The following is a 26,652-nucleotide window of genomic DNA, read 5'->3' as shown; positions in this document are numbered from 1 at the left end:
GAGTCGTGGAACGTGCAACAGAACCGAACCTCTCATCTCGGTTTGATTTTCATTCTGGGCCTGTTGTCCATGTTGATGCCGTTGGCGATCGACATGTACCTGCCCAGTATGCCGGTGATCGCCGCCCAGTTTGGCGTCGAGTCCGGCAGCGTGCAGATGACGCTCAGCGCCTATATGCTCGGCTTTGCCTTCGGGCAGCTGTTCTATGGGCCGATGTCGGACAGCATCGGCCGCAAGCCGGTGATCCTGTGGGGAACGCTGATCTTCGCCATCGCCGGCTGCGCCTGCGCCATGGCGCAGTCTATCGATCAGCTGATCGGGCTGCGTTTCCTGCACGGTCTGGCCGCCGCCGCCGCCAGCGTGGTGATTAACGCCCTGATGCGCGACATGTTCACCAAGGATGAGTTCTCGCGCATGATGTCGTTCGTCATTCTGGTGATGACCATCGCGCCGCTGCTGGCGCCGATGATCGGCGGTGCGCTGCTGCTGTGGTTCAGCTGGCACGCCATCTTCTGGACCATGGGTGCCGCGGCGCTGATCGGTTCACTGCTGGTGGCCTTGTTCATCAAGGAGACGCTGCCGAAAGAGCGGCGTCAGCGGTTCCACCTGCGCACCACGCTGGGCAACTTCGGTTCGCTGTTCCGCCACAAGCGGGTGCTGAGCTACATGTTGGCCAGCGCCTTCTCGTTTGCTGGCATGTTCTCGTTCCTCAGCGCCGGGCCGTTCGTCTACATCGAACTGAACCACGTTTCGCCGCAGCACTTCGGCTACTATTTTGCGCTGAACATCGTCTTCCTGTTCCTGACGACGCTGATCAACAGCCGCAACGTGCGGCGGTTCGGCGCGGTCAAGATGTTCAAGCTGGGGCTGCTGGTGCAGCTGGCGATGGGGTTGTGGCTGCTGGCGGTAAGCGCCGTCGGCCTGGGCTTCTGGGCGCTGGTGATCGGCGTAGCGGTCTACCTGGGGTGCATCGCGATGATTTCCTCCAACGCCATGGCGGTGATCCTGGATGATTTTCCGCATATGGCAGGCACCGCGTCTTCCCTGGCCGGCACGTTGCGCTTCAGCATCGGCGCGCTGGTGGGGGCGGTGCTGTCGATGGCGCCGGGCAAAAGCGCCTGGCCAATGGTCACCTCGATGGCGCTGTGCAGCATCGTGGCGGTGCTGTTCTACGTTTACGCCAGCCGGCCGCGCGATCGCGCAGCCTGACGTTCTCCCGACTCGGGGCGTTCCGCCCCGCAGCGTCATGGGGTTGCGCCCTGCCATTTCAGGGTGCAACCGGCAATGAATAATTTGTTGCTAAATATATGCCTGCTAATTAACCGGTCATTTTCCCATCTGTGTGCTTTTTGTTAAAAAACTCCGCCATCGTGCCGCCCGATATTCCCCGGGAGGCGCGGCGTTCTGTCGGCTGCGCCGCGCGAGTGGTTTGTATTAGGATTGATGTAAATCAAGGCATTAGCAGGAGAGGCTGCGCTAACGTGGCGGGTGAAATGTTTCTTCAATGTAAAAATATGGCGACGGAAAAGTAGTCGCATTGCAAGAAAAAAGAGTTGAGATCGCTGCGGGAAAGGGTTACATATAACGCAAAAATGCGAGCTGAGTCGCAAAATGCCGTGAAATAACACCGCACGGCGCGCCAAAAAATGGCGCGGCATCGGCAAGCACGGGGTCAGGTTAATGGTTTGCGGCAAAATTTACATTTAAATAACATTTGTGCGCGGCAGAGTCGGGAGTCAACGGCTATAACTTAGTAACCCTGTCAGGTAAAAGTGTTTCACCTTTTCAAACTAGGGATTTCATGTGGAGAGTATCCAACTTTCGGTAGTGCATCGCTTGCCGCAAAGTTATCGTTGGCTATCCGGTTTCACCGGCGTGAAGGTCGAACCGATTCCGTTTAACGGAATAGACGAAGATAACAACCTGATTGGGCTGAAGTTGCTCAGCCATGAAGGGGCCGAGGCCTGGCAGGTAATGCAACAGCTCAATCTGTCGCTGCAGGAGATTCAGGTCGACTGCGCGATTGTCGAATGGGAAGGAGAGCCTTGCCTGTTCGTGCAGCGCAGCGACGAGAGCGCCACCATGTGCCGCCTCAAAAACGTCGGCGCCGCGATCGCCGAACCGCTCAGCGCGCAGTACCCCTTCTGAATTCGCCGCTAATCCGCCAACTGCAGCAGTTGACGGGTATAGTCGGCGGCGGGCGCCGCGAAAATCGCCCGGCAGTCTCCCTGTTCAACCACTTCTCCCTGTCGCAGCACGATGACCTGGTGGCATAGCGAACGCACCACCTGCAGGTCATGGCTGATGAACAGATAAGCCAGCCGGTGACGTTGCTGCAGCGATTTCAGCAGCGCCAGGATCTGCGCCTGCACCGATTTATCCAGCGAAGAGGTCGGCTCGTCGAGGATCAGCAGCTGCGGCTGCAGGATCAGCGCGCGCGCGATGGCGATACGCTGGCGCTGCCCGCCGGAAAACTCGGTGGGATAGCGGTGGCGCAGCTGCGGATCCAGGCCGACCTCCTGCAACACCTCGATCACGCGCTGTTCCCGCTGCTCGGCGCTAAGCTGCTGGTGCACTTCCAGCCCCTCGGCGATGATTTGCTGCACGTTAAGGCGCGGGTTCAGGGCGGAATAGGGATCCTGGAAGACGATTTGCATCCGGCTGCGGTAGGGCAGCATCTGCTTCATCGTGAGCGGATGCAGCGGTTCGCCGTCGAACCAGATGGCGCCTTGTGAGGCCAACAGGCGCAGCAGCGCCAGCCCGGTGGTGCTTTTGCCCGAGCCGGATTCCCCCACCAGCCCCACGCTTTCCCCGGCCCGCAGCTCGAAACTCAATGATTTCAATGCATAGTGATAATCCACCGTGCGGCGCAGCAGGCCGCGGCGAATGGGGAAGCGCACCTGCAGGTTCTCCACCTTGAGCAGCGGCCGCTCGTCGCCGGGGCGCCCGTTGGCCGCGGCAGGCAACGGCAGCGGTTCACCGACGTCTTCGGCGGCCAGCAGCTGCTGCGTGTAAGGATGCTGCGGCCGGCTGAACAGCCGCGCGCGGGCGTTTTGCTCCACGCAGCGCCCCTGGCGCATCACCGCCACGTTGTCCGCCAGGCGGCGCACGATATTCAGGTTATGGGTGATGAACAGCAGCCCCATGTCCATCTCTCGTTTCAATTCTTGCAGCAGCGTCAGGATCTGCGCCTGGATAGTGACGTCGAGCGCGGTGGTGGGTTCGTCGGCGATCAGCAGTTTCGGTCGGGTCAACACCGCCATGGCGATCATCACCCGCTGGCGTTCGCCGCCGGACAGCTGATGCGGATAGTCCTGCAGCCGGCTTTTGGCCTGGCGGATGCCGACGCGCTCCAGGCACTCGACGATCTCCGCGCGCGCGGCATCGCGCCGCAGGCCGCGGTGCAGCATCAGCACTTCCGCCAGCTGTTTCTCGATGGTGTGCAGCGGGTTAAGCGACACCATCGGTTCCTGAAAGATCATCGCGATCTGATTGCCGCGCACCTTGCGCAGCGCCGTTTCCGGCGCATGCAGCAACGAGTCGCCGTTGAACAGAATGTCGCCGGCAGGGTAAACCACCGGCGGCGCGGGGAGCAGGCGCAGTATCGACAGGGCGGTGACGCTTTTGCCGGAGCCGGATTCCCCTACCAGCGCCAGCGTTTCCGCCGGCGCGATTTGCAGCGAGAGTTCGTTGACCACCGGCGTGACGGTGTCGCCCTGGCGGAAGGCGATGCTGAGATCCTGAATAGCGAGCAAAGGAGTGGCCATATCAATGCGCCTTGCTGGGGTCAAAGGCGTCGCGCACCGCTTCGCCGATAAAGATTAATAACGACAGCAGCACCGCCAAGACCAGGAAGGCGGTGATGCCGAGCCACGGCGCCTGCAGATTGTTTTTGCCTTGCAGCAGCAACTCACCGAGCGACGGCGAACCGATCGGCAGACCGAAACCGAGGAAATCGAGCGACGTCAGGGTGGTGATCGAGCCGCACAGGATAAACGGCAGGAAGGTCAGCGTCGCCACCATGGCGTTGGGCAGCATATGGCGGGACATGATAACGCGATCCGGCACGCCCATGGCGCGCGCGGCGCGGATGTAGTCAAAATTGCGGGTGCGCAGGAATTCGGCGCGCACCACCCCCACCAGGCTCATCCAGCCGAACAGGATGGTGATGCCGAGCAGCCACCAGAAATTGGGCTGGACGATGCTCGACAGCAGAATGATCAGAAACAGCGTCGGCATGCCCGACCACACTTCGATAAAGCGCTGCCCCCACAGATCGAAACGCCCGCCGTAATACCCTTGCGTCGCGCCGACGCACACGCCGATCAGGCTGGAAAACAGCGTCAGCGCCAGGCCGAACAGCATCGAGATGCGAAAACCGTACAGCACCCGGGCCAGCACGTCGCCGCCGTTGCTGTCGGTGCCCAGCAGGTTTTGGTGGGAAGGCGGCGAGGGGAAGGGCACTTCGGTGGCGAAGTTGATGGTGTCGTAACTGAAGCGGATCGGCGCCCACACCGCCCAGCCGTGCCGTTCGATCTGCCGCTGCACGAACGGATCCTGATAGTCGGCTTCGGTATTCAGTTCGCCGCCGAAGGCGGTTTCGCTGTAGCTAATCATAAACGGCAGGTACAGCCGGCCTTCATAACGCACCAATAGCGGTTTGTCATTGGCGATCAGATCGGCGGCCAGGCTCAGGGTGAACAGCACCAAAAAGATCCACAGCGACCAGTAGCCGCGGCGGTTGCGGCGAAAGCGCGCCCAGCGCGCCTGGTTGATCGGGCTAAGGCGGCTCATTGGCGGGCCTCGAAGTCAATGCGCGGATCGACCAGGGTGTAGGTGATATCGCTGAGGATATTCAACAGCAGGCCGATCAGGGTGAAGATATACAGCGTGCCGAACATCACCGGGTAGTCGCGCTGCAGCGTGGCGTCGTAGCCCAGCAGCCCCAGGCCGTTGAGCGAGAACATCACCTCAATCAGCAGCGAGCCGGTGAAGAACATGCTGATAAAGGTGGCCGGAAAACCGGCGATCACCAGCAGCATGGCGTTGCGGAACACGTGGCGGTACAGGATCTTTTTCTCATCCAGCCCCTTGGCGCGGGCGGTGGTGACGTACTGTTTGCGGATCTCGTCGAGGAACGAGTTTTTGGTCAGCATGGTCAGGGTGGCGAAGCCGCCGATCACCGTCGCCAGCACCGGCAACGTGATGTGCCACAGGTAGTCGGCGATCTTCGCCGGCCACGAGAGGGTGTCGAAGTTGCTGGAGACCAGGCCGCGCAGCGGGAACCAGTCGAGGTAGCTGCCGCCGGCGAACAGCACAATCATCAGGATGGCGAACAGGAAAGCCGGAATGGCGTAGCCGATGATGATCAGCGTGCTGCTCCAGGTATCGAACGCGCTGCCGTTGTAGACGGCCTTGCGGATGCCGAGCGGGATCGACACCAGGTAGATGATCAGCGTGCTCCAAAGGCCCAGCGTGATGGAGACTGGCAGGCTTTGGCCGATCAGCTGCATCACCGAGGCGCCGCGAAACAGGCTGTCGCCGAAGTCGAAGCGCATATAGTTCCACAGCATAGTGAAGTAGCGCTCGTGCAGCGGTTTATCGAAACCGTAACGTTGGGTGATCTCGGCGATCACCTCCGGATCCAGACCGCGCGAACCGCGGTATTGGCTGTCGCTTGCCGCGATGCCCGCCCGGGCATGGCCCAGGCCTTCGCTGACGCCGCCGCTGCCAAAACCGCTGCCGTGCCCCAGCTCAATGGCGGCAATGGCCTGATCGACCGGGCCGCCGGGCGCAATTTGCACGATAAAAAAGTTGATGGTGATGATCGCCCACAGCGTGGGGATCACCAGTAACAGTCTGCGTATCAGATAGGCCGCCATTCCGACTCCTTATTGCCGTTGAGCCGGTAAACGCGCCGCCTTGTTGACGTCGTACCACCAGTTATCGAAGCCGATCGCATAGGCCGGGCGGATCGACGGCGTGGAGAACTTGTCCCAATAGGCGTAGCGATCGTGGTTGGAGTACCACATCGGCAGCATGTAGTTGTTCCAGGTCAGCACCCGATCCAGCGCGCGGCCGAGCGGCAACAGGGCCTTTTCGTCGCCCTGATGGGCGGCGATTTGCCTCACCAGGCTGTCGACCGCCGGATCTTTGACGCCGGCCGTGTTGTAGCTGGAATCGATGTACTGCGAATCCCACAGGATTTGCAGATCGGCGCTGGGGAACGGCATCGCCATATATACGGTCGACATCATGTCGAAATCGCGTTCACGCATGCGACGGGTGTACTGCGAGGCGTCAATTTCGCGAATTTGCATCTCGATGCCCAGCCGCTGCAGGTTGTGGCGGAAGGGTAATACGTACTGGAAGTTGCTGCCGCTCAGCAGCATCAGTTCGAAGGTGAACGGCTGGCCGGTTTTGGCGTTGACCAGCTTTTGATTTTTGACCACCCAACCGGCTTCTTTCAGCAATTGGGTCGCCTTCAGCAGGTTTTGCCGATCGTTGCCGCTGCCGTCGGAGGAGGGCGGCTGGTAGATGCTGGTAAACACCTCCGGCGGTATCTGGCCTTTGAGCGGCGCCAGCAAGGCCAGTTCGGCGGCGTCCGGGTAGCCGCGGGCGGCGTAGGCGGTGTTTTGGAAATAGCTGTCGGCGCGCTGATAGGCGTTGTAATACAGCGCCTTGTTCATCCAGTTGAAGTCGAAAGCCAGGCCGATCGCTTCCCGTACCCGACGATCGGCGAACAGCGGTTTTTGCAGGTTGAACGCCAGCCAGCGGGTATTCTGCGCCGCCTGATTGGTCTCATCCTGCTTGATGATGTAGTTGCGCGCGAAGTTGCCGCCCTGATACTGGGTGGCCCAGCTTTTGGGCGACGGCTCGATGCGGAAATCGTAAGCGCCGGCCTTGAAGGCTTCCAGCGATACTTTATCGTCCAGGTAATAATCGTAGCGAATGCTGTCGAAGTTGTAGCGGCCGCGGTTCACCGGCAGGTTGGCGGCCCAGTAGTCGCGCACTCGCTGGTAGGTGATGTACTGGCCGAGGCGGTAATCGGCGATTTTATACGGGCCGCTGGCGAGCGGCGGGGTGCTGAGCGGTTCGTTGAGCTTATGGTTTTTCCAGAAGCTTTCCGGCAATACGCGCAGGCTGAGCAGGCTGAGGATTTGCTCACGGTTGGCTTTAGGCAGCTCGATGCGCACCGTCAGCCGGGAAATGGCCTTGACCGTGACGCCTTTGTAATAGGAGCGAAACTGCGGTACGCCTTCGGTCATGAATTTATTGAAGGTAAAGGCCACATCGGCGGCGGTGATCGGGCTGCCGTCCTGGAAGCGGGCGCGGGCGTTGATATCCAACTCCATCCAGCGCATGTCGGCCGGGAAACGGGCCGATTCGGCAATCAGCGGATAATAGCTGCCGGGTTCGTCGTCGGAGTTGGTGAACAGCGTATCGTACAACTCCATCGTACGTTCGCCGGGCACGCCGCGGGTAGCGAAGCGGTTGAAGTTGTCGTAGGTGCCGATGGCCGCCAGCCGCACGTCGCCGCCTTTGGGTGCCGCCGGGTTGACGTAGTCGAAATGGCTGAAGTCGGTGGCGTATTTCGGTTCACCGAGAAGGGCGAAAGCGTAGCTTTCGTTGAGGGCTTCGGCCCGCAGACCGAAACTCAGTGCCGAGAGCACCAGAGCAGCGAAAATGCGCACGGACATCAGACGGTAAGCTCCTGCTGTGGAATAAAGTACAACCTGCGCCCAGCATAACATTCTTCGGGCGGGCGCAGGGTAAAGATGCTTAAAGACTAACTATTTATTTGCCTGATAATCAAAGACCTGATGAGCATTGCAGTAAGCGACGAAATTGTCGATGCTCAGCGGCTTGCTGAAGTAGTAGCCCTGCATGAAGTTAACGCCGTGTTCTTGCAGGAACTGCATCTGCTCGGCGGTTTCCACGCCCTCGGCCACCGTCAGCATTTTCAGCTTTTTCGCCAACGAGATCACCGCATCCAGCACCGGCGCGGTGACCGTGTCCTGGCCGATGGTGTTGACGAAGCCACGATCGATCTTCAGGTAATCCATGGTGAAGCGCTCAAGATAGATCAACGCGCTGTGCCCGGTGCCAAAATCGTCCACCGCGATCTCGATGCCCTGTTTGTGCAGCCAGTCAAACTCCGCCAGCGCACTCTCTTCTTCCACCATGCCGCGCTCGGTGATTTCAAACACCAGCGTAAAGTAATCGCCCGGCAGCTGCGTCAACAGTTCATACACGTCCTGGTGGAACGACGGCGCGCTCAGGTGGGCGGGGGAGATGTTGAGCCCGACCTTGCCTCCCCGCGGCAGCGCTTTGGCGAGCTGCGGCGCATCTTCGGCGATCAGCCTGAACAGGTGGCGGGTGAGCGGCACGATCAGCCCGTTGCTTTCGGCGTAGGGGATAAAGACGTCGGGCGGGATGCGGCCTTCGATCGGATGCTGCCAGCGGATCAGCGCTTCCAGCCCGCCGATGCTGTTGCTGTCGGTATGGAACACCGGCTGGTATTCGATAAAGAACTCGTTGCGTTTGATGCCGCGCAGCAGTGCGCGTTCCGGGCTTTGCCGCAGCAGCAGCATGTAATAGCAGAGTACGCCGATCATCAATGACAGCACCAGGCTGCCCAGCAGCGTCAGGCGAATGTCGTTGGGGGTCAGTTTCTCGTTGTAGAACAGGATGGTCAGCGGCAGATTGGGCAGCGTCAGTTTATCCGCCTTGCCCTTCGGCAACTGATCGACCGGCATCAGGTTCGGGCTGAAGGTGGTCAGCGCGCGGTTGCCCATCACGATGGCGATGCCCGGCGCCTGTTCGTCGTGCGAGGTGAACAGCAGATAAGGCATCAGATCGATGTCCAGCGTAGCGAGGATGCCGGTGGCCTTTTCGTCGGGATGCCGCAGCCAAACCGCAACCGCCGGTTTGTTCGGCACGATCGGCGTGCCCTGCTGCAGCTTGAGATCCAGGGCCAGATTCCAGTCGATATCCTGGTAGAGATTTTTCATCGGCAACATCATGTCGCCGGTGGCGGAAGAGCAATAGGCGTAGCCGTCTTTCACCAACAGGAAGGTGCGCACGCCACTGGTAAAGGCCGCTTGGTAGGTAATGTCCGACTGGCTTGAGAGGCAAGGCTTGGCCAGCAGCGGCATCATTTGCTGCATCACCGTCTTCAGGTGCGAGATATAACCCAGCGTGAACTTTTGCGTGCGCGCTTCGACCTTATGTTGATATTGCGTGCGCTGGTGGTTAATCAAAGAAAGCGTGACCGCGGTGAAGAGCGTAAAAAATACCAGGGCGGCGACGCCGCTTTTAGCCAGGCTGCGCTGTCGGTGAGACACGCTGCGGGCAAAAGCTCTTTTCAAGCCCATAACCGAGTCCTCTGCAACAGGGCGTCAGGGGTGTCGCGCAGCCATTTAATGGATTGTGCCAACGGCTTTTTTTTCATTTTTGCCTTTTTATCCCGTACCAACCGGCGGCGTTGTTTAAATATGCGGCGTCGCCGACAGAAATATAATGCGCCTATTTTAAGCGGAAACGTTTTAAATAACGCCGGGGCGCCGTTGCCGTCATCTGACGATAATAGGCGAGTTTTTCCTCGATGGCGCGATTTCCTGCCAACAGTTTATCAAAATAATGGCGTGCGGCAGCGTTAAGCGGAGAAAGATGGCGATAAGGCAGGGAGCAATCTTGATGATATCTGTTAGACAACCAAAAAAAACGCCGCCCGTAGGCGGCGCTTATCGCTCGTTTGGTATTCAGGATCTTCAAGGCATTGCGCCGTTAACCGTTGGTCAACACCCGGCGCGCTTCTCGATAACGTTTATTCCAATAGTTATCGGTCAGCTTGGAAATCATGACCCCACTGCTGGTGGAGGCGTGAACGAACTGATCGTTGCCTAAATAGATGCCGACATGGCGCCCGGTAGAACCGGCGCGGAACAGCACCAAATCGCCGACGCGCAGCTTGGTGCGCTGGATTTTCTTGCCGAGATCTTCCTGTTCATAGGTAGAACGCGGTAAATCCATGCCGAACTGTTCGCGGAAGGTGCGTTGAACAAACGCCGAGCAATCGATGCCGCGCTTGCTGTCACCGCCTAAACGGTAGCGAACGCCTTTCCAGTCCGCGTACTGATCCATAATCTTTGACTTGACGTCAACGTTGCGGACCATCGCTTCGAATTCATCCTGAGAGGCTTGCAGTAAAAGACCGTCTTTGTCATTAACTGCACGCATCTCAGTTTGTGCGTTATTCAAGTTCGAAGTGTGAGTCGAGCTGCATGCGGAGAGCATAACCGCAGCGGCAATTGCAGGGACTACCCGCAAAAAATATCTCAGAAACGGTTGAGATTTGACCATTGTTGTTGTTTTCCCTTGAAGTCCTTAACGACGAAAGTCGCTACCTGAAAAATGCCAAACGAAACGAGCCTAGTCCGCACCTGTTGCATCGACAACCAGTTACCGTTGAAAACGTGCGAGAACGCACATTTTTATCGGATTCCATACTGATTCGACTTAAACCAGGCACAAACGCATCTGAGATTACCGGAACAAATAGGGGATTGCGAGCCTTTTTCCCGTCTTTTTTATATGAATTTGTGATGTAACATAATGTAAATCTTCATATAAAAAACGCCAATTGTCCGATGTATGAATCTGGCGTGAAATCAGGTTGCAAAAGCGTTAACGGGCGGTGACGATATTTTGCGCTCAGCGAAGGGATTAAGGCCGGAAGGCGAGCGCCTCCCGGCATGAGTCATAGACGCAAGTTATGGTTGGCCGGGGCGATGCTTGCCGGGCAACAGGCGATTCAACCGATCGACGATCCAGTCGCTGCAAGGCGTCATCAGCACCCAGCTGGCGCCAACCAGCACCACGGACAGAGAGCCGACGGCAATATCGGTAAACCAGTGGGCGCCAATCATCACGCGTGGCAATGAGAAGAGCAGCGTAATCAGCAGGGCGACGGCGAAGGCGCGGCGGCCGAAATAGCGCAGCATAAAGCAGGAAAAAATAATCAGCATCATGCCGTGGTCGCCGGGGAAGCTGTCGCTGGAAGCGTCCTTGGTGGGGATGCCGGTCAGCTCGCTGACGCGATAGATATTGTCGAAGGTCAGGGTGGGGCTCGGATGCTTCACCGGCAGCAGGTGGCCAAGCTGGTTCAGCACCACGGCGGTCAGCAGCATCACCACGCCGGTGATCACCAGGCGTCGGCGGCCGGCGGCGTCCTGCTTCAGGTAGAAGTACAAATACAGCAGGCCCATGGCGAGCAGCGAAATCACGTCGAACGCGCGGTTGTTGGTGATGGCGACCAGGTGCAAAAACGCCGGGTCGGTGGCCAGATGGCGGTTAAAGAAGAAAAAGATCGCCGAGTCCAGGGTATACCAGCCGCCGTGATTGGCCGGCAGGAACCAGGACAAAAACAGCGCAACGCCCAGTAAGTTGAAGAGGAGAATGAGGGGTAAATTGCGGCGTGTCATGACATAACCTGTTGGCAAAATGAAAACGAAATAAAACCCGGCCGCCCTGCGGCAACCGGGGGGCAACGGTACGGGGTCTAACTTAAACGAATCTTAAACAAGGCGGATTGCAGGGCGTTCCAATCGGCATTTTCGCTGTGGATAAGCTCAATTCGGCTGTCGAGCGGCGCGACCGGGCGGGTTTCGATGTTGAGATCCTGTCCCTGACGATTGATCAGCAATGTGCCTTCGGGGATGCGCACCGCGCCTTTGGCGCGTTCTACCGGCGCGAGTCGCACCCATTCCATAAAGCCGACGGTGTCGAATTGGGTGTCGCCGTCAAAAATCCAGCCGCAGCTGGTGAAGCCTTGCCCCTCGTTCAACGCTCGCCGCCAGCGGGCGTGCTCCGGCAGCCGCAGCGCCGCCAGCCCCTGCGTTTTCGCCTGACCATGATGATGCTGCGCGTCCGGCAATTCTGTACGATTCGTGCGCGGAAGTGACAACAGCGCGACATCCGCTTCGCCTTGCGCGATGGCATAACAGGGCCGCCGCAGCGGATCTTGCGCCCTCCAGGCCTCCAGCGCCCGCCTGTCTTCCGGCTGATAGGTATCGCTTTTGCTGGCCAAAATAACGTCGGCCGCGGCCAACTGATCGCGGAAGTTTTCGTTGTCGCGGTAGCGGGGCTGGCTGAGCTGGCGGGCATCCAGCAGGCACAGGGTGGCCTGCAGATCGATCCAGCCGGCATAGCTCTCCTGGGTCAGCAGCGACAGAATTTGTTTCGGATGCCCGAGCCCGGTCGGCTCGATCAGCAGCCGATCCGGTTTGGCCTGCTGTAACAGCATATTCAAGCCCACCTGCATCGGCAGGCCGTTGACGCAGCACATGCAGCCACCGGGGATCTCTTTGAGCACCGCGCCGCTGTCTGCCAGCAGCGCGCCGTCGATGCCGATCTCGCCGAATTCATTGACCAATACCGCCCAGCGCTCATGTTCGGGCTTATGAGCCAGCAAATGGCGGATAGTGGTGGTTTTACCGCTGCCGAGGAAACCGGTAATCAAATTGGTTTTGGTCATTAATAATTCCTGGAGCAAAAATTAACCTGCTTAATAAATGAGTTACGCAGCCTTATCGGTGAAACCGCCGCGATTTAATTTGTGCTCTATCTCGCAAATTTTGCACGTCACCATGCGCTTTTCAACCGACAAAATCCACCGTTCATAACAAGAAAATTCTTAGATAAAACCCTGTATTAGATGCGGTTAACTTTTGTTAGTAGCTTGTTTTTACATTGTTAATGACGCGATTAACGATCAAATCTCGTCCCTTTCCTTGCGATTATTCCTAACAAGATCCTCTATGGTTAAATTGGCTTAACTAAAAATGAGGTTGCCATGAATACCTTTCGGTTATTTTTGATCGTAGGAATGTTGTTTTCATGGACGGCAGTGAGTCATGCAGGAGTGGCCGGCGGGGTAATTCGCTTCGTCGGTTCTATCGTTGAAAGTCCTTGCACGGTCAATATTGCAGATTCTAAGGCGAATACGCAATGTTACCGCAACGGCCAGCGTTATCAGGCCCAGCAAGCGTTGTCAGGTTTTGATACTACACGCAAAGAACTTCCGCTAAATCTAGGCACAACCGAAATGAAGTGGGTAGACCAACAGAAGAAACTCGCTGTTATGACGGTCGTTTATCGTTAAGTCGTTCCGCCATGCCGGCGTAACGTTACGCCGGCATGGTTATTCTCGGCCCTGCAGGCTTTTCACCGCAGCACCCACTCCTTCACCGTTTCACGCGCACCGCGATCGCGCAGCGACAAATAGGCTTGCGTCACCGCGTCGGCAAACGCCGCATGCGTTGCCAGCGATTCGCCGAACACCGATTTCAGCGCCAGCAGCGCCGTTACGCGCCGCCGATCGTCCGGCGTAGCGGCAATAGTCTGTTGCAGCGCGTCTGCCAGCGGATCGCGAATGTCGATCGGCTGACCGGCGTCATCGACGCCGCCGACGTAACGCATCCAGCCCGCCACGCCCAGCGCCAGCCCGCTATAGTCGCCGCCGTGCCGCAGATGCCAGCGCACCGCGTCCAGCATGCGCTGCGGCAGCTTCTGCGAACCGTCCATGGCGATCTGCCAGGTGAGGTGTTGCAGCGCCGGGTTGCTGAAGCGCGCGATAAGCTGTGCGGCGTAGTCGGTCAGACTGATGCCGGTAACGCTCAGGGTGGGCGCCTGTTCGTCCAGCATCAACCGCAGGGCGGCGCGACGGTAGTGTTCATCCGCCATGCACTCGTTGATATAGCGGTAGCCGCCCAGGTAGCCGAGGTAAGCCAGGAACGAGTGGCTGCCGTTCAGCATGCGCAGTTTCATGTGCTCAAACGGCAGCACATCGCTGACCAGCTGGGCGCCGGCCAGCTCCCACGCCGGGCGTCCGGCGGCGAAGTTGTCTTCCACCACCCATTGAATAAAGGGCTCGCAGGCGATGGCGCAGTCGTCGCGCACGCCGCCCAGCGCGGCGGCAATCTCATCCAGCGTGGCCGGCGTGGCGGCCGGCACGATGCGATCCACCATGGTGCAGGGGAAGGTGGCGGCGGTGGCGATCCAATCGGCGAGCGACGGATCCCGCGCCTGCGCCAGATCGAGCACCGCCCGGCGCAGCACGTGGCCGTTCTCCGGAATATTGTCGCAGGAGAGCAGGGAGAAGGCGGGCAGGCCGCGTTCGCGCCGCAGCCGCAGCGCCTCCACCAAAATGCCGGGCACGGTCTGCGGCTGATGCGGCCACGCCAGATCGGCGACGATCCCCGGATGCTGCCGATCCAATCGCCCGCTGCCGGGCTCGATGCAGTAGCCTTTTTCGGTGATGGTCATCGAGACGATCGCCACCTGCGGCTCGGCCAGTTTCTCCAGCACTGCGGCGATGCCTTCCAGCTTGCGGTGCAGGCTCTCATGCACCGCGCCGATCACGATGGCCTGATGGCCGTCCGCGCCTTTCTCCAGCACGCTGTACAGATGATCCTGTTGCCGCAGCGCCTCAAACAGCGGCACGCCGCCGGACAGGCTGATCTCGCAGATGCCCCAGTCGCCGCCGTGGGCGTTCAGCACCCGATCGGTCAGCAGCGCCTGATGCGCGCGGTGGAACGCGCCGAAGCCAAGGTGCGCGATGCGGCTGCGCAGATCCCGGCGGTCATAGCCCGGCTGCCGGACGGCGCCCGGCAATGGGGTGTTGGCGATCGTTTTCATCTCATCTCCAAAGCATGTAAGACAGCTGGCGGGCCAGTTGCGCCAAGTTAGCAGACCAGTTTTCTGCCACATCGGCAGGGTGGCGCCGGCGATAAAAAACTGCGATCAGTGTAGGGATGTCGGCCAGATAAAGGAATTGGTCAGTCCAAAATAAGCCAGAATCGTGAAGTGGATCAACCAATGAGGGGTTCGGTTTTGACAGCGCAGGGCGAAAGAGTAAGTTAAAGGTAACTGACATCTAAATTAAACTGGTATAACAGCATCGCGGTGCGAGACAGGCATAAGGACAAAACATGGAACAAACATGGCGTTGGTATGGCCCGAACGATCCGGTCTCTTTGGACGACGTGCGTCAGGCCGGGGCGACCGGGGTGGTGACGGCGCTGCATCATATCGCGAACGGCGACGTCTGGCCGATCGATGAGATCCGCGCGCGACAGGCGCTGTTGGCGGAAAAGGGGCTGGTGTGGTCGGTGGTGGAGAGCGTGCCGGTGCATGAGGAGATCAAAACCCACAGCGGCGACTGGCGGCGGTACATCGCCAATTATCAACAGTCGCTGCGCAACCTGGCGGCCTGCGGCATCGACACCGTCTGCTACAACTTCATGCCGATCCTCGACTGGACGCGCACCGATCTGGCCTATCCGCTGCCGGACGGTTCCAAAGCGCTGCGCTTCGATCAGATCGCCTTCGCCGCGTTCGAGCTGCATATCCTGCAGCGCGCCGGCGCCGAGGCCGACTATACGCCGCAAGAGCGCAGTCAGGCGGCGGCCTATTTCGCCGCCATGAGCGAGGAGGAAAAAAACCGGCTGACCGGCAACATCATCGCCGGGCTGCCGGGGGCGGAAGAGGGCTACACGCTGGAACAGTTCCGCCGCCGGTTGGCGGAGTACGACGGCATCGACAAGGCGCGGCTGCGCGAGAACATGGCGGTCTTTCTGCGCGCCATCGTGCCGGTGGCGGAAGAGGTCGGCATCCGGCTGGCGGTGCACCCCGACGATCCGCCGCGGCCGATCCTCGGCCTGCCGCGCATCGTCTCCACGATTGAAGACATGCAATGGCTGAAGCAGACCGTCGACAGCATCTATAACGGCTTCACCCTATGCACCGGTTCCTACGGCGTGCGCGCCGACAACGATCTGGTGCGGATGATTGAAACCTTTGGCGATCGCATTCACTTTACCCACCTGCGCGCCACCTGCCGCGAGGAGAACCCGAAAAGCTTCCACGAAGGGGCGCACCTGCAGGGCGATGTGGACATGGTGGCGGTGATCGAAGCGATCCTGACCGAAGAGTTGCGTCGGCAGCGGGCGGGCGATCGGCGGCCGATCCCGATGCGCCCCGATCATGGGCATCAGATGCTGGACGACTTGAAAAAGAAAACCAATCCGGGCTATTCGGCCATCGGGCGGTTGAAAGGGCTGGCGGAGCTGCGCGGCGTCGAGCTGGCGCTCAAGCGGCGTTTTTTCCCGGAGTTGCCGTAGCGGAAAATGAAACGGGGCCGCGTTCCGGCCCCGCTGGCGTCGACTAGTCGGCGCGGCTCATGTAGCGGCGTTCGGCGATATGAATGCGAATTTTGTCGCCGGCGCTGAGGTATTCCGGCACGTGGATCACCAGGCCGGTCGCCATGGTGGCCGGTTTGTTGCGGGCGCTGGCGGAAGCGCCTTTGATGCCCGGCGCGGTCTCGACGATTTCCATATCCACGGTCTGCGGCAGCTCCAGCGCCAGCACCTGGCCGTCCAGCGTCAGCACCTGCATGCCCGGCAGGCCGCCTTCCGGAATGAACAGCAGCTCGTCTTCGATCTGGTCTTTCTTGAAGATGTACGGGGTGTAGTCTTCGTCATCCATGAACACGTATTCTTCGCCGTCGATATACGAGAAGTTCACCTTGCGGCGCGACAGGGAAATGGTGTCCAGGATATCGTCGCCCTTGAAGCGTTCTTCCACTTTCAAGCCGGTGCGCACGTCGGAGAAGCGCATTTTGTACAGGGTGCTGGCGCCGCGGGCGCTCGGGCTCTGCACGTCGATATCTTTTACCAGCAGCAGCTTGCCGTTGTAGCTGATCGCCATGCCGCGCTTAATTTCGTTAGCTCTTGCCATTTCAATTCATCCGCAATGAAGAGTATTAGTGAAGTTGCGACAAGGTACTCGCGCCGCCGATTTCAGGCAATAGCCCGGCGTAAAAACAGTGCGGGAAAGGGAGGGCGCTCGCCCTCCCGTCGGGGATTAGCGGAAGACCGGCAGCAGGCCGAACAGCGAAAGAATATGCGCGGCGGCGTTGATCAGGCCGAACAGGATAACGAACAGGATCACGCCGTTGCCGCCCGGTGCACGGTAACCGGCCTGCGGGTGGCGGCGGCGGCTGGCGCGCGCCATCAGCGCCGGCACGATCACCGCCCAGACGGTGGCCGCCAGCCCGGCGAAACCGATGGCGTACAGGAAACCGTTCGGGAACAGCAGCGCGGCCAAGGTCGGCGGCACAAAGGTCACCAGCGCGGTCTTGCTGCGTCCGACGGCGTCGTCCTTGAACTTGCAGAAGTCTGCCAGGTAGTCGAACAGGCCTAGCGACACGCCGAGGAACGAGCTGGCCAGCGCCATATAGGAGAAGGCGTTCAGCAGTTGGCTGACGGTCTGGCTGCTGGAGACGTTGCCCATTTGCTTGAGCAGGCTGCCGATGTTGCCGCCCTCGGCGATCACTTGCTTAAAGGCGTCGCGCGCGATATTGCCCTGAATCACGTACTGCCAAAGGATGTAGATAGCCAATGCCAGCAGGGTGCCGTACACCAAGCTGCGCACCACGGAGCCGCTGTCCTTGTGGTAATACTTCACCAGCCCGGGAATGTTGCCGTGGTAGCCGAACGAGGTCAGCAGGTAAGGCAGCGCCGCCAGGGCGTAAGGCAGATAGCTGGCCTGGTCATCGCCGGTGTTGAACAGCACCGCGGGCTGCACGTGGGTGAACATGTCGCCCACCGACATCACGAAGGTGATCACCATACCGCCGATTAAAATGGTGCTCAGGCGGTCGACCGCGCGGGTGGAGAGCCAGACGATAAACGCCACGACCAGCGCGAACACCAGGCCGGCGGTGGTCTGGCCGACGCCGACGATGCCCTCCAGCGTGTGGGCGATGATCGAGCCGCCGGCGGAGATATAGGCGTAGGTCAGGATGTACAGCACGAACGCCACCGACAGGCCGTTCACGGCGTTCCAGCCTTTGCCCAGCAGATCCTTGACCATGGTGTTGAAGCTGGCGCCGCTCGGGTAGTGCAGCGTGGCTTCGAGGATCATCAGGCCGGAAAGTAACATGCAGGCCCAGGTATACACCAGTAGCGCGACGGAGCCGCTGAACCAGACACCGGAAGTGACGATCGGAATGGAAAACATGCCGGCGCCAACGGCGGTTCCGGCAATGATCATCGCGCCGCCGAGGACGGAAGGGCGGGCCAGCTTCTGGATGGTGTCCGTAGACATGCGTGCTCCTGGGGGACGGGTTCTTTTGTACTAGCTCAATGGTACATGGGCGCATGGCGCATGTAAAGCGTAGTAATTGCACGTTTCACGCGTTTTTGTCTTTAAATCAAGGTTTGTTGGGCGTTTTTTCGCCATAGGATGCAGCCGGCCGGCGCAGGGCGATGAGTGTAAAGATCGCCGGGGCGCAGGGATTCTGCTGGCGGCCGCCGCGCGCGGCTGCTATTGTCGCGCTTCTTTTCCCCAGCCCACCAGGAGTAGCGCTGATGGACTGTCGCAGCGACTGCGGCGCCTGCTGTATCGCGCCGTCAATATCCAGCCCGATCCCCGGCATGCCGAACGGCAAGCCCGCCAATACCCGCTGCATTCATCTGGATGAACGGCTGCGCTGTGGCCTGTTTCATTCGCCGCTGCGGCCGAAGGTGTGCGGCAGCCTGCAGCCGAGCCGCGACATGTGCCACGATCACCGCGATCAGGCGCTGATTTATCTCGCCAGGCTGGAAGCGGACACCGCGCCTTAAGCTTCCCTCAACGTCCACAGACACAGCGTCGCGCCTGCCGCCATCGCCAGCGCGGCGTAAAACACCGCATGGTAATTCCAGATTTCCGCCACTGCACCGGCGATGGCGCCGGCGATGACCCAGCCTACCCGAATGGTGTTGGTGAATAGCGTGGTGGCCGTGCCGGCCTGACCGGGCATCAAATCCTGAAAGTAGAGCATGCCGATGCCCGCCAGCACGCCGATAAACGCCGCATTCAGCAGCTGCAGGGCAATCAGCGGCCAACTGCCGGTGATAAACAGCAGGCCGCAATAGAACAGCACGCCGGCGACCACCGCCCCGCGCATCAAACAACGCTTGCCGCAGCGTTTCGCCACCATGCCGGCGATCAGCATGATTGGGATCTCCAGCCCGGCGGCGGCACCCATCAATATCCCGGCCAGCCGCTCCGGCAGCCGCAGCTCGTGCACCACATACAGCGGCATGTTGATCAGGTACATGCTGTTGGCGGTCCACATCAGGGTGCAGGCGACGAACAGCAGCAGCGAATCGCGGCGATGCTGCCGCGGTGCGGCCAGGGGCGCGTTCGTCGCCGCGGTTTTCGGCATCGAAGGCAGCCGCTTCCACACCAGCAGGCCGCACAGCACAAAGGCCGCCGCGCCCGCCAGATACATGACCTTAAAGCCGAAGCCCAGCGCCAGCGCGAAGGCGATCGGCGGGCCAATGACCCAGGCAAGGGAAACCTGGGCGCGCATGATGGAGGTGAACATCACCGCCTCGCGTCCGGTGCGATCGGCATGCTCGCGCGCCAGCGCAAACATCTGCGGATTGGCGGTGGAGCCGAAGCTGGTGAGCAGCACGCCGACGAGCAGCAGCAGGTAATAGTTGCGGCTCCAGGCGAACAGCGTGAACCCCAGCGCACCCAGCATGCAGCAGAGGAAGATCAGTGATTTGCGGTCGCCTTGTTTATCCGAACGGCCGGCGAGAAACTGGCTGACCAGAATGCCGATCACCGCGCTGCCGGTAAAGAACAGCCCGACCAGCGCCGGCCGTACCTTGACCTCGGTTTCCAGAAACAGGCTCAGCGTCGGGGTTTGCAACGCGCCGGCGATGCCGGTCAGAAACGCCACCGCCAAAAAGGCCAGCGAAGTGAGATCGGGCGCGCGTCGCGTTACTGCGGATGAAGTCGGCATGGCGGTTGATAATTCGTCGAAAAAGGGAGGTCGCGCGCATCATACGCCCGTTGAAATGAAACGCAAACCGCTCCCTTGCGGCGAAGGGTAAGCGGATATGTCGCGCGGCGACGAGAAAAAAGGGGCGCGTTGCGCACCCCAGTTTATCGCGGGTTATCGCGGGATCAGGCGCCTTGCGGCACCGCGTGCGCGGTATTTTTCAATACCGGCCCCCGATACTTCTCGATCTGCAGCTGCGCCATCTGCCCGCAGTTGCCCTGCGCCAGGCTGGAAGAGCCGATGTCGAAGGTCAGGCAGTTGACGTTGCCGTTCTTGCACAGCGAGCCGGGCTGCGCCGGATCGGCCGGATCGAACCAGGCGCCTTCGCTGATGCGCACCACGCCCGGCCGCACGTCCTCGCTGACCACCGCGCCCACCAGGATCTGGCCGCGATCGTTGAACGCCCGCACCAGATCGCCGCCGCTGATGCCGCGCGGCTGCGCGTCCTGCGGGTGGATCAGGATAGCTTCACGATCCGCTACCGCGTATTTCTCGCGCAGCGGCGTGTTGTCGAGCTGAGAGTGCAGCCGGTTGGTCGGGTGCGCGGTATTGAGCGACAGCGGATACTTGGCCGCTTCCGGCCCGCGATACCACTCGTGCGGCGGCATCCAGGTCGGGATGCCGGGGCAATCCTCGTAATGCATTTTGGCGATGGCGTCGGAGTAGATCTCGATCTTGCCCGACGGCGTGCCCAGCGGGTTCAGCAGCGGGTTGTCGCGATAATCGGCAAAGCGCACCCACTGCTTGTTGGCCTCCGGCACCGGGAAGCGCACGTAGTTGTTGGATTGCCAGAACATGTCGAACGGCGGCAGCGCCACCCGGGCGGCGCGCGCCTGGTTCTTCATGTCGTCGTACATGCCTTTCAGCCACTGGGTTTCATCCTTGCCCTCGGTAAAGGCCTCCTGCACGCCCAGCCTGGCCGCCATCGCCGAGAAAATGTCGAAGTCGCTGCGCGACTCGTGCTGCGGCGGCACGCATTGATGCATCGGGAACACGTAGAGCTGCGAATAGTCGCCGCCCATTTCCAGATCGTTGCGCTCGTAGCTGGTGGTGGCCGGCAGCACGATGTCGGCATGCTTGGCGGTGGCGGTCCAGTAAGGCTCGTTGACCACGATGGTGTCTGGCCGCTGCCAGGCTTTGACCAGGTTATTGGTGTCCTGATGCTGGTGGAAGGTGTTGCCGCCCGCCACATATACCATTTTCACCTCGGGGTAGGTGACCTTGGCGCCGTTGAAGTCGATGGTTTTGCCCGGGTTGCTCAGGCATTCGGCGATGCGCGCCACCGGGATCGGCGCCGGCGAGTTCTTCGGCGCGTTGCCGGCGGAGATGCCGGCGATGATGCCGCCCTTGGCGGTCGGGCTGCCGCCGGAGGAATAGTGGTAGCTGAAGCCGAAGCCGCCGCCCGGCAGGCCGATCTGGCCGAGCATCGCCGCCACCGTCACCAGCAGCCAGTGCTGCTGTTCGCCGTGGTGCTGGCGCTGAATGCCCCAGCCGCCCATGATCATGGTGCGGTGTTTCGCCATCTCGCGCGCCAGTTGGCGCAGTGTGTCGGCATCGACGCCGCTGATGTCGGCCGCCCATTCGGCGGTTTTCGCCACGCCGTCGCTCTCGCCCAGCAGGTAGGCCTGGAACTTGTCGAAGCCGACGGTGTAGGTTTTCAGGAAGTCCGGGTTATGCAGCTTCTCGGTCAGCAGCGTGTGGGCGATGCCGATCAGCATGGCGCCGTCGGTATAAGGGCGCGGGGCGATCCACTGCGCATTGACGAACTTGGCGCTGTCGCTGTGCACCGGATCGATGCTGATCACCCGGGTGCCTTTCTTCTTCAGCGCCTCGAAGCCGGTCTGGCCGACGTGATCCGGCACGTTCCAGCTGTTTTTCAGCGTGACCATCGGGTTGCAGCCCCACAGGATCACCAGCTCGCTGTTCTCAATTACGTTCGGCCAGGCGGTCTGCTGTTCGTAGACCTCCATCGAACCGACCACGTGCGACATGATCACCTGCGCCGCGCCGGTGGAGTAGTCGCCGGCGTAGCCGAGGAAACCGCCGGTCAGGTTCATCAGGCGTTGCAGCAGCGTGCGGCTGTTGTGCAGCATGCCGACGCTTTTCCAGCCGTAGGAACCGGCGTAGATCGACTGCGGCCCGTGATCTTTTTGCAGGCGAGTGATTTCATTGCACACCAGCTCGGTCGCTTTGTCCCAGCTGACGCGCACCCACTCGTCGCGGCCGCGCAGCTCGGTGCGGCTGCCGGGGCCGCCCTCCAGCCAGCTTTTACGCACCATCGGGTATTTGATGCGGTTCTCGGCGTGCACCTGATAAGGCGCCATGGCGATCAGCTCATTGGGGTACGGATCGTCCTGCACCGGCTGCACGCCCACCATCTTGCCGTCTTGCACGATGGCCTCGAACGCGCCCCAGTGGGCGCCGGTCAGAATGCCTTTCTGCGCCTGACGCAAGGCGATGAACTGCGGCAGCGCTTCGCTGATGGCCTGCGCCAGCGCCGCTTTGGGCCATAAGCCCGCCAGCAGAGGGGCGGCGGCCAGAGCGGCGGCTCCGGTCAGGAAGCGGCGGCGGCTCATGGTTAACGGTTGTTGGTTGCTCATTGCGCTTCTCCCTTAAAGCTTGGCCGGTGCGGCAGGTGGCATGTCGCTGGCGTGTTTTTGTACGTATTGCGTCAGCACGCGCAGCTGTTCCTGCGTCAGCGAGGTGCGCGGCGCCATGCCTTTGATGACGCCAATCCATTGGTTGGCGTTGAAGCGATCGAGCGCGGTCAGCCCGTGGCAGCCGGTGCAGTTGGCCGACATCATGTCCGCGGCGTAGCGCCAGATTTTTTGCTGATCGTCAATCAACTGTTTACGCGGCAGCCACACCTGCAGAGAAACCTGATGCCAGACCAGGCCGGTTTCCGCATCGGTCTGGGTGGAGGCGGTCTTCAGCTGTTGCCGCGCGTCTTCACCCAGCAGCACGCTGAGGATGCGTTTGCCCTGCGCGGCGTAGAACACTTCGCTGACGCCGTCCTGCTGCCAGCCGCTCACGGTGGCCAGCACCTTGTCGCCATCCTGTTTCACCACCTGCACTTCGGTGGAAGGCATCAGGTTGCCGGCGTTATGGCTGTCGTCTGCGCTGAGGAAGAACGGTTCGGTGGCGATGGTGTAGAGGGTGGTGGCGTCCGGTGCGGTCAGCGCCGCGGCCTTCGCCAGCTCGGCGGCGCCGGCCTGGGTTTCGCCGCTCATGTCCGGCAGGATGTGGGCCACGCCCTTATGGCAATCGATGCAGGTCTCGCCCTGTTTGATCGCCACCGGGTGCTGCAGGCGCGCCTCAGGGCGCTGGGCGGTGATGTCCATGGCGTCGTAGCTGTGGCAGGAGCGGCAGGTGGCCGAGTCGTTCTCTTTCAGCGTTTTCCAGACCGACTGCGCCATCGCCAGCTTGTGCGCTTCGTATTTTTCCGGCGTATCGATGGTGCCGACCATTTCGCCGTAAATGTCTTTCACCGCGCGGATTTTGGTCCACAGGTAATCGATCGGCTGGTGCGGCACGTGGCAGTCGGCGCACTCGGCGCGGATGCCCTTGGTGTTCTGGAAGTGAACGCTGCCCTGATATTCGGCCAGCGGCTGTTGCATGGTGTGGCAGGAAACGCAGAAGGCGGTATCGCTGGTTTTATGGAATACGGTGGCGGTCCCGGCCAACAGCGCCGCGCCGAGGATAATCCCCAGCAGCAAAAGCCATAGCCATCCCCACCGGCGCTTTTTTTCAAAGCCAGTCAGTTTTTTGCTCATGGTAAACCCGCTTATAATTATGAATTTAAAATAAAATCTTGCCAAAAGGCCGCCGACCGGAGGTCAGAATGCCACGTCGATTGCAGGGGTAATATAGAAGAGGGTTAACCCCATAGGGTTATCCGTAGTCAAAAAAAGGGCATATATCGCAAAAAATAGCGTTATATTCTGGTGTATATAGCGAAGGGGTCGAGCGGCAGGGGAAGCGAACGCAGGACGCGTTCGCGATGGCTCAGGCCGTGGGCAAATAGGGCTGGCCGCTCAGCCATAGCCGGATGGCGGTGCGGCTGGCTTCGAAATGCGGTTCCGGCAGGGCGTCGGGCGCGCACCAGCGCCACTCGGCGCACTTTTCGGGTTCTTTCAACTCGGCGCTGCCGCCGGGGTGATCCACCTGCAGGCAGACAGACACCGTGTGTTTGCCTTCGGCGCGCCAGGTTTGCAGATTGTTGCTGACGCCCACGAAGCGCGGCGGATCGATGAGCAGCCCGGTCTCTTCGGCGATTTCGCGCCGGGCGCACTGCTCGAAGGTTTCACCGGCCTCCAGATGCCCACCGGGGATCGACCAAAAGGGCGCGTGGGAACCGCAGCGCTTGCCCAACAAAATCTCGCCCTGCGGGTTGACGATGATCACCCCGACGCCGGTCACTACGTTCATGCTTTTCTCCGTCAGCAAAGTTTCAGCACAGTATGTCATTTTGCCCCGGCGCTGACCAATGCGCCGGCGAAAGTGTGCGTAAGCTCAAAAATCTGCAATGGCAAAAGGGAGAAAGCTTGCTTTCGCCTTGCGCTGCTCACACACTCCTTGAAACGTTTCAGCGTTATCCGTCCGCTTGTGGCGAGCGGGTAACGCTCCTTTTTCTCAATGAAGCTGAAACGATTCAATTCAGCAGGAGAGGAGAATCATGTTCCAGTTGTCACCGCAAGACATTCATCTGGGCGCCGCTGCCGCCGATAAGCAGGAGGCCATCCGCCAGGTGGCCGCCGCCCTGACCGAAGCCGGCTGCGTCAGCGCCGGTTACGTGGACGGCATGCTGCAGCGCGAACTGCAGACGTCCACCTATCTGGGCAACGGCATCGCCATTCCGCACGGCACCACCGATACCCGCGATCTGGTGCTGAAAACCGGCGTGCAGGTGTTCCAGTTCCCGCAGGGCATCGCCTGGGGCGAAGGCCAGACCGCCTATGTGGCGATCGGCATCGCCGCCCGCTCCGACGAGCATTTGGCGCTGCTGCGCCAGCTTACTCACGTGCTGAGCGATGACGGCGTGGCGGAGCGGCTGGCGAAAACCACCTCCGCGGAAGAGCTGCGCGGCCTGCTGATGGGCGAGCAGCAGAGCGCCGAATTCCAGTTCGACGTTTCGCTGATTGCGCTCGACGTCGCGGCCGACAGCCTGATGACGCTGCAGGCGCTGAACGCCGGCCGGCTGCAAAAGGCCGGCGCGGTCAACGCGCAGTTCGTCAGCGATGCCATTACCCGCAAGCCGCTGAACCTGGGGCAGGGCATCTGGCTGAGCGACAGCGTTGAAGGCAACCTGGCCAGCGCGGCCACCGTCAGCCGCCCGGCGCAGGCTTTCGTGGAAGACGGCGAGCCGGTGGCGCTGCTGCTGACGGTGTCGGTCGCCGACGCGCAGCCGCTGGCGGTGCTCAACTACCTCAGCGACCTGCTGCTGGCCAACAAAGCTGAACGCCTGCTGAAGGCGGATGCCGCCGGGGTGCTGGCGCTGCTGACCAGCGAAGTGGCCGAGGAGAGCAGCGTACTGAGCGCCGAGTTCGTGATCCGCAACGAGCACGGCCTGCACGCACGGCCGGGCACGGCGCTGGTCAACGTGATCAAAAGTTTCAACAGTGACATCACCGTTACCAACCTGGACGGCAGCGGCAAGCCGGCCAACGGGCGCAGCCTGATGAAGGTGGTGGCGCTGGGCGTGAAAAAAGGGCATCACCTGCGCTTTACCGCCAATGGAGAAGATGCTGAAGCCGCGCTGAAGGCGATCGGCGAAGCGATTAATGAAGGACTGGGCGAGGGCGCAGCATGAGCAGAAGAGTAGCAACGATCACCCTGAACCCGGCGTACGATCTGGTGGGGTTTTGCCCGCAGATCGAACGCGGGGAAGTCAACCGGGTAAAAACCGCCGGCCTGCACGCCGCCGGTAAGGGCATCAACGTCGCCAAGGTGTTGAAGGATTTGGGCATCGACGTCACCGTCGGCGGCTTCCTGGGCAAAGACAATCAGGACGGTTTCCAGCTGCTGTTCAGCGATCTGGGGATCGCCAACCGCTTCCAGGTGGTGCCGGGCCGCACCCGCATCAACGTCAAGCTGACGGAAAAAGACGGCGAAGTCACCGATTTCAATTTCTCCGGTTTTGAAGTGACGCCGCAGGACTGGGATCGCTTCGTCAGCGACTCGCTGAGCTGGCTGGGCCAGTTCGACATGGTGGCGGTGAGCGGCAGCCTGCCGGCCGGCGTCGATCCCGATGCCTTTACCGACTGGATGACCCAGCTGCGCGCCAAGTGTCCGTGCATCATTTTCGACAGCAGCCGAGAAGCGCTGGTCGCCGGGTTGAAGGCCTCGCCGTGGCTGGTGAAGCCGAACCGCCGCGAGCTGGAGATCTGGGCCGGCCGCCCGCTGCCGGCGCTGGCGGACGTGGTCGAGGCCGCGCATGCGCTGCGCGAGCAGGGCATCGCCCACGTGGTGATCTCCCTCGGCGCGGAAGGCGCGCTGTGGGTTAACGCCTCCGGTGCCTGGATCGCCAAACCGCCGTCCTGTGAGGTGGTCAGCACCGTGGGCGCCGGTGATTCGATGGTCGGCGGCCTGATTTACGGCCTGCTGATGCGCGAATCCAGCGAACACACCTTGCGTCTGGCCACGGCGGTAGCGGCGCTGGCGGTCAGCCAGAGCAACGTCGGCGTGACCGATCGTCCCCAGTTGGCCGCGATGATGGCGCGCGTCGATCTGAAACCTTTCAATCAATAGCAGGA

The 26,652-nt window shown here is 60.8% G+C and carries 23 protein-coding genes; 7 read left to right on the top strand and 16 right to left on the bottom strand.

From position 1 onward, the window contains the following. Window positions 1–12: 12 nt before the first annotated feature. Window positions 13–1,209, top strand: coding sequence for a Bcr/CflA family multidrug efflux MFS transporter (locus ACF8MC_RS10080; protein WP_025303559.1), 1,197 nt, complete (start codon window positions 13–15; stop codon window positions 1,207–1,209). A 594-nt stretch (window positions 1,210–1,803) separates the two neighbouring features. Further along, the gene (locus ACF8MC_RS10075; protein WP_004935763.1) at window positions 1,804–2,148 is read left to right on the top strand and encodes a YejG family protein; all 345 of its coding nucleotides are present in this window, start codon (window positions 1,804–1,806) and stop codon (window positions 2,146–2,148) included. Window positions 2,149–2,156: 8 nt separating this feature from the next. Here ACF8MC_RS10075 and yejF read toward each other — a convergent pair whose 3' ends face one another. The 9 genes from yejF to ACF8MC_RS10030 form a co-directional block, all read right to left on the bottom strand. After that, window positions 2,157–3,767 carry a microcin C ABC transporter ATP-binding protein YejF gene (yejF, locus tag ACF8MC_RS10070; protein ID WP_060427718.1) on the bottom strand — a complete coding sequence of 537 codons (1,611 nt, stop codon included), beginning with the start codon at window positions 3,765–3,767 and terminating at the stop codon, window positions 2,157–2,159. Between the two features lies 1 nt (window position 3,768). Next, window positions 3,769–4,794, bottom strand: a complete 1,026-nt coding sequence (locus ACF8MC_RS10065) for an ABC transporter permease (RefSeq protein WP_164105225.1) — start codon at window positions 4,792–4,794, stop codon at window positions 3,769–3,771. Further along, on the bottom strand, window positions 4,791–5,882 hold the full coding sequence (locus tag ACF8MC_RS10060; protein ID WP_049213403.1) for a microcin C ABC transporter permease YejB: 1,092 nt from the start codon (window positions 5,880–5,882) through the stop codon (window positions 4,791–4,793). Before ACF8MC_RS10060 ends, ACF8MC_RS10065 begins: the two co-directional genes overlap by 4 nt. 9 nt (window positions 5,883–5,891) lie before the next feature. Further along, window positions 5,892–7,700, bottom strand: a complete 1,809-nt coding sequence (locus ACF8MC_RS10055; protein WP_039565061.1) for an extracellular solute-binding protein — start codon at window positions 7,698–7,700, stop codon at window positions 5,892–5,894. 93 nt (window positions 7,701–7,793) lie between these two features. Beyond that, window positions 7,794–9,377, bottom strand: a complete 1,584-nt coding sequence (locus ACF8MC_RS10050) for a cyclic di-GMP phosphodiesterase (protein ID WP_164105226.1) — start codon at window positions 9,375–9,377, stop codon at window positions 7,794–7,796. 151 nt (window positions 9,378–9,528) lie between these two features. After that, window positions 9,529–9,777, bottom strand: coding sequence for a hypothetical protein (locus tag ACF8MC_RS10045; protein WP_125460721.1), 249 nt, complete (start codon window positions 9,775–9,777; stop codon window positions 9,529–9,531). Window positions 9,778–9,789: 12 nt separating this feature from the next. Continuing rightward, window positions 9,790–10,365 (bottom strand): bifunctional murein DD-endopeptidase/murein LD-carboxypeptidase, encoded by a 576-nt coding sequence (gene mepS, locus ACF8MC_RS10040; protein WP_033635277.1) that lies wholly within the window; start codon window positions 10,363–10,365, stop codon window positions 9,790–9,792. A 410-nt stretch (window positions 10,366–10,775) separates the two neighbouring features. Then, window positions 10,776–11,486 (bottom strand): phosphatase PAP2 family protein, encoded by a 711-nt coding sequence (locus ACF8MC_RS10035; protein WP_033648008.1) that lies wholly within the window; start codon window positions 11,484–11,486, stop codon window positions 10,776–10,778. Between the two features lie 77 nt (window positions 11,487–11,563). Beyond that, on the bottom strand, window positions 11,564–12,538 hold the full coding sequence (locus tag ACF8MC_RS10030; protein WP_033648007.1) for a GTP-binding protein: 975 nt from the start codon (window positions 12,536–12,538) through the stop codon (window positions 11,564–11,566). 318 nt (window positions 12,539–12,856) lie between these two features. On the opposite strand from ACF8MC_RS10030, the gene ACF8MC_RS10025 reads away from it, so the two are divergent. Further along, entirely contained in the window at window positions 12,857–13,165 is a 309-nt protein-coding gene (locus ACF8MC_RS10025) for a type 1 fimbrial protein (protein ID WP_033635274.1), read from the top strand. Between the two features lie 62 nt (window positions 13,166–13,227). On the opposite strand, the gene ACF8MC_RS10020 is transcribed toward ACF8MC_RS10025, so the two are convergent. Further along, window positions 13,228–14,700: a mannitol dehydrogenase family protein gene (locus ACF8MC_RS10020; protein ID WP_164105227.1), complete on the bottom strand. Its 1,473-nt coding sequence runs from the start codon at window positions 14,698–14,700 to the stop codon at window positions 13,228–13,230. Between the two features lie 293 nt (window positions 14,701–14,993). Between ACF8MC_RS10020 and uxuA the strand changes: the two genes are divergently transcribed. Continuing rightward, the gene (uxuA, locus tag ACF8MC_RS10015) at window positions 14,994–16,184 is read left to right on the top strand and encodes a mannonate dehydratase (protein WP_033635272.1); all 1,191 of its coding nucleotides are present in this window, start codon (window positions 14,994–14,996) and stop codon (window positions 16,182–16,184) included. A 43-nt stretch (window positions 16,185–16,227) separates the two neighbouring features. On the opposite strand, the gene yeiP is transcribed toward uxuA, so the two are convergent. Then, entirely contained in the window at window positions 16,228–16,800 is a 573-nt protein-coding gene (gene yeiP, locus ACF8MC_RS10010; RefSeq protein ID WP_004935725.1) for an elongation factor P-like protein YeiP, read from the bottom strand. A 126-nt stretch (window positions 16,801–16,926) separates the two neighbouring features. Continuing rightward, window positions 16,927–18,171 (bottom strand): tryptophan permease, encoded by a 1,245-nt coding sequence (gene mtr, locus ACF8MC_RS10005; protein WP_033648004.1) that lies wholly within the window; start codon window positions 18,169–18,171, stop codon window positions 16,927–16,929. Between the two features lie 263 nt (window positions 18,172–18,434). On the opposite strand from mtr, the gene ACF8MC_RS10000 reads away from it, so the two are divergent. Beyond that, complete coding sequence (locus tag ACF8MC_RS10000) at window positions 18,435–18,689, top strand: YkgJ family cysteine cluster protein (RefSeq protein ID WP_015378527.1); 255 nt, start codon at window positions 18,435–18,437, stop codon at window positions 18,687–18,689. Here ACF8MC_RS10000 and ACF8MC_RS09995 read toward each other — a convergent pair. From ACF8MC_RS09995 to ACF8MC_RS09980, 4 genes are all read right to left on the bottom strand, one after another. Further along, the gene (locus tag ACF8MC_RS09995) at window positions 18,686–19,861 is read right to left on the bottom strand and encodes a sugar efflux transporter (protein ID WP_033653799.1); all 1,176 of its coding nucleotides are present in this window, start codon (window positions 19,859–19,861) and stop codon (window positions 18,686–18,688) included. The genes ACF8MC_RS10000 and ACF8MC_RS09995 overlap by 4 nt on opposite strands. Before the next feature lie 164 nt (window positions 19,862–20,025). Further along, complete coding sequence (gene torA, locus ACF8MC_RS09990) at window positions 20,026–22,500, bottom strand: trimethylamine-N-oxide reductase TorA (RefSeq protein WP_033648002.1); 2,475 nt, start codon at window positions 22,498–22,500, stop codon at window positions 20,026–20,028. Between the two features lie 12 nt (window positions 22,501–22,512). Then, window positions 22,513–23,673: a NapC/NirT family cytochrome c gene (locus tag ACF8MC_RS09985; protein ID WP_033648001.1), complete on the bottom strand. Its 1,161-nt coding sequence runs from the start codon at window positions 23,671–23,673 to the stop codon at window positions 22,513–22,515. Between the two features lie 232 nt (window positions 23,674–23,905). Then, the gene (locus ACF8MC_RS09980) at window positions 23,906–24,328 is read right to left on the bottom strand and encodes an NUDIX hydrolase (RefSeq protein ID WP_033635266.1); all 423 of its coding nucleotides are present in this window, start codon (window positions 24,326–24,328) and stop codon (window positions 23,906–23,908) included. A 247-nt stretch (window positions 24,329–24,575) separates the two neighbouring features. Between ACF8MC_RS09980 and fruB the strand changes: the two genes are divergently transcribed. Further along, the gene (gene fruB / locus ACF8MC_RS09975) at window positions 24,576–25,709 is read left to right on the top strand and encodes a fused PTS fructose transporter subunit IIA/HPr protein (RefSeq protein WP_033635264.1); all 1,134 of its coding nucleotides are present in this window, start codon (window positions 24,576–24,578) and stop codon (window positions 25,707–25,709) included. After that, complete coding sequence (gene fruK, locus ACF8MC_RS09970) at window positions 25,706–26,647, top strand: 1-phosphofructokinase (protein WP_004935702.1); 942 nt, start codon at window positions 25,706–25,708, stop codon at window positions 26,645–26,647. The genes fruB and fruK overlap by 4 nt, the downstream gene beginning before the upstream one ends. Window positions 26,648–26,652 lie beyond the last annotated feature (5 nt).

Source organism: Serratia sp. LACPHL-BACT-2024-00286, from assembly GCF_043109535.1.
Lineage (GTDB): Bacteria > Pseudomonadota > Gammaproteobacteria > Enterobacterales > Enterobacteriaceae > Serratia > Serratia sarumanii.
Note: the sequence above shows the minus strand (reverse complement) of the source record. Positions and strands in the feature narration are given on the sequence as shown.

What these genes read in the sequence shown, in the direction of transcription:
- yejF (WP_060427718.1), bottom strand. Translation starts at nt 3,767, where the DNA reads ATGGCCACTCCTTTGCTCGCTATTCAGGATCTCAGCATCGCCTTCCGC.
- ACF8MC_RS10065 (WP_164105225.1), bottom strand. Translation starts at nt 4,794, where the DNA reads ATGAGCCGCCTTAGCCCGATCAACCAGGCGCGCTGGGCGCGCTTTCGC.
- ACF8MC_RS10060 (WP_049213403.1), bottom strand. Translation starts at nt 5,882, where the DNA reads ATGGCGGCCTATCTGATACGCAGACTGTTACTGGTGATCCCCACGCTG.
- ACF8MC_RS10055 (WP_039565061.1), bottom strand. Translation starts at nt 7,700, where the DNA reads ATGTCCGTGCGCATTTTCGCTGCTCTGGTGCTCTCGGCACTGAGTTTC.
- ACF8MC_RS10050 (WP_164105226.1), bottom strand. Translation starts at nt 9,377, where the DNA reads ATGGGCTTGAAAAGAGCTTTTGCCCGCAGCGTGTCTCACCGACAGCGC.
- mepS (WP_033635277.1), bottom strand. Translation starts at nt 10,365, where the DNA reads ATGGTCAAATCTCAACCGTTTCTGAGATATTTTTTGCGGGTAGTCCCT.
- ACF8MC_RS10035 (WP_033648008.1), bottom strand. Translation starts at nt 11,486, where the DNA reads ATGACACGCCGCAATTTACCCCTCATTCTCCTCTTCAACTTACTGGGC.
- ACF8MC_RS10030 (WP_033648007.1), bottom strand. Translation starts at nt 12,538, where the DNA reads ATGACCAAAACCAATTTGATTACCGGTTTCCTCGGCAGCGGTAAAACC.
- ACF8MC_RS10025 (WP_033635274.1), top strand. Translation starts at nt 12,857, where the DNA reads ATGAATACCTTTCGGTTATTTTTGATCGTAGGAATGTTGTTTTCATGG.
- ACF8MC_RS10020 (WP_164105227.1), bottom strand. Translation starts at nt 14,700, where the DNA reads ATGAAAACGATCGCCAACACCCCATTGCCGGGCGCCGTCCGGCAGCCG.
- uxuA (WP_033635272.1), top strand. Translation starts at nt 14,994, where the DNA reads ATGGAACAAACATGGCGTTGGTATGGCCCGAACGATCCGGTCTCTTTG.
- yeiP (WP_004935725.1), bottom strand. Translation starts at nt 16,800, where the DNA reads ATGGCAAGAGCTAACGAAATTAAGCGCGGCATGGCGATCAGCTACAAC.
- mtr (WP_033648004.1), bottom strand. Translation starts at nt 18,171, where the DNA reads ATGTCTACGGACACCATCCAGAAGCTGGCCCGCCCTTCCGTCCTCGGC.
- ACF8MC_RS10000 (WP_015378527.1), top strand. Translation starts at nt 18,435, where the DNA reads ATGGACTGTCGCAGCGACTGCGGCGCCTGCTGTATCGCGCCGTCAATA.
- ACF8MC_RS09995 (WP_033653799.1), bottom strand. Translation starts at nt 19,861, where the DNA reads ATGCCGACTTCATCCGCAGTAACGCGACGCGCGCCCGATCTCACTTCG.
- torA (WP_033648002.1), bottom strand. Translation starts at nt 22,500, where the DNA reads ATGAGCAACCAACAACCGTTAACCATGAGCCGCCGCCGCTTCCTGACC.
- ACF8MC_RS09985 (WP_033648001.1), bottom strand. Translation starts at nt 23,673, where the DNA reads ATGAGCAAAAAACTGACTGGCTTTGAAAAAAAGCGCCGGTGGGGATGG.
- ACF8MC_RS09980 (WP_033635266.1), bottom strand. Translation starts at nt 24,328, where the DNA reads ATGAACGTAGTGACCGGCGTCGGGGTGATCATCGTCAACCCGCAGGGC.
- fruB (WP_033635264.1), top strand. Translation starts at nt 24,576, where the DNA reads ATGTTCCAGTTGTCACCGCAAGACATTCATCTGGGCGCCGCTGCCGCC.
- fruK (WP_004935702.1), top strand. Translation starts at nt 25,706, where the DNA reads ATGAGCAGAAGAGTAGCAACGATCACCCTGAACCCGGCGTACGATCTG.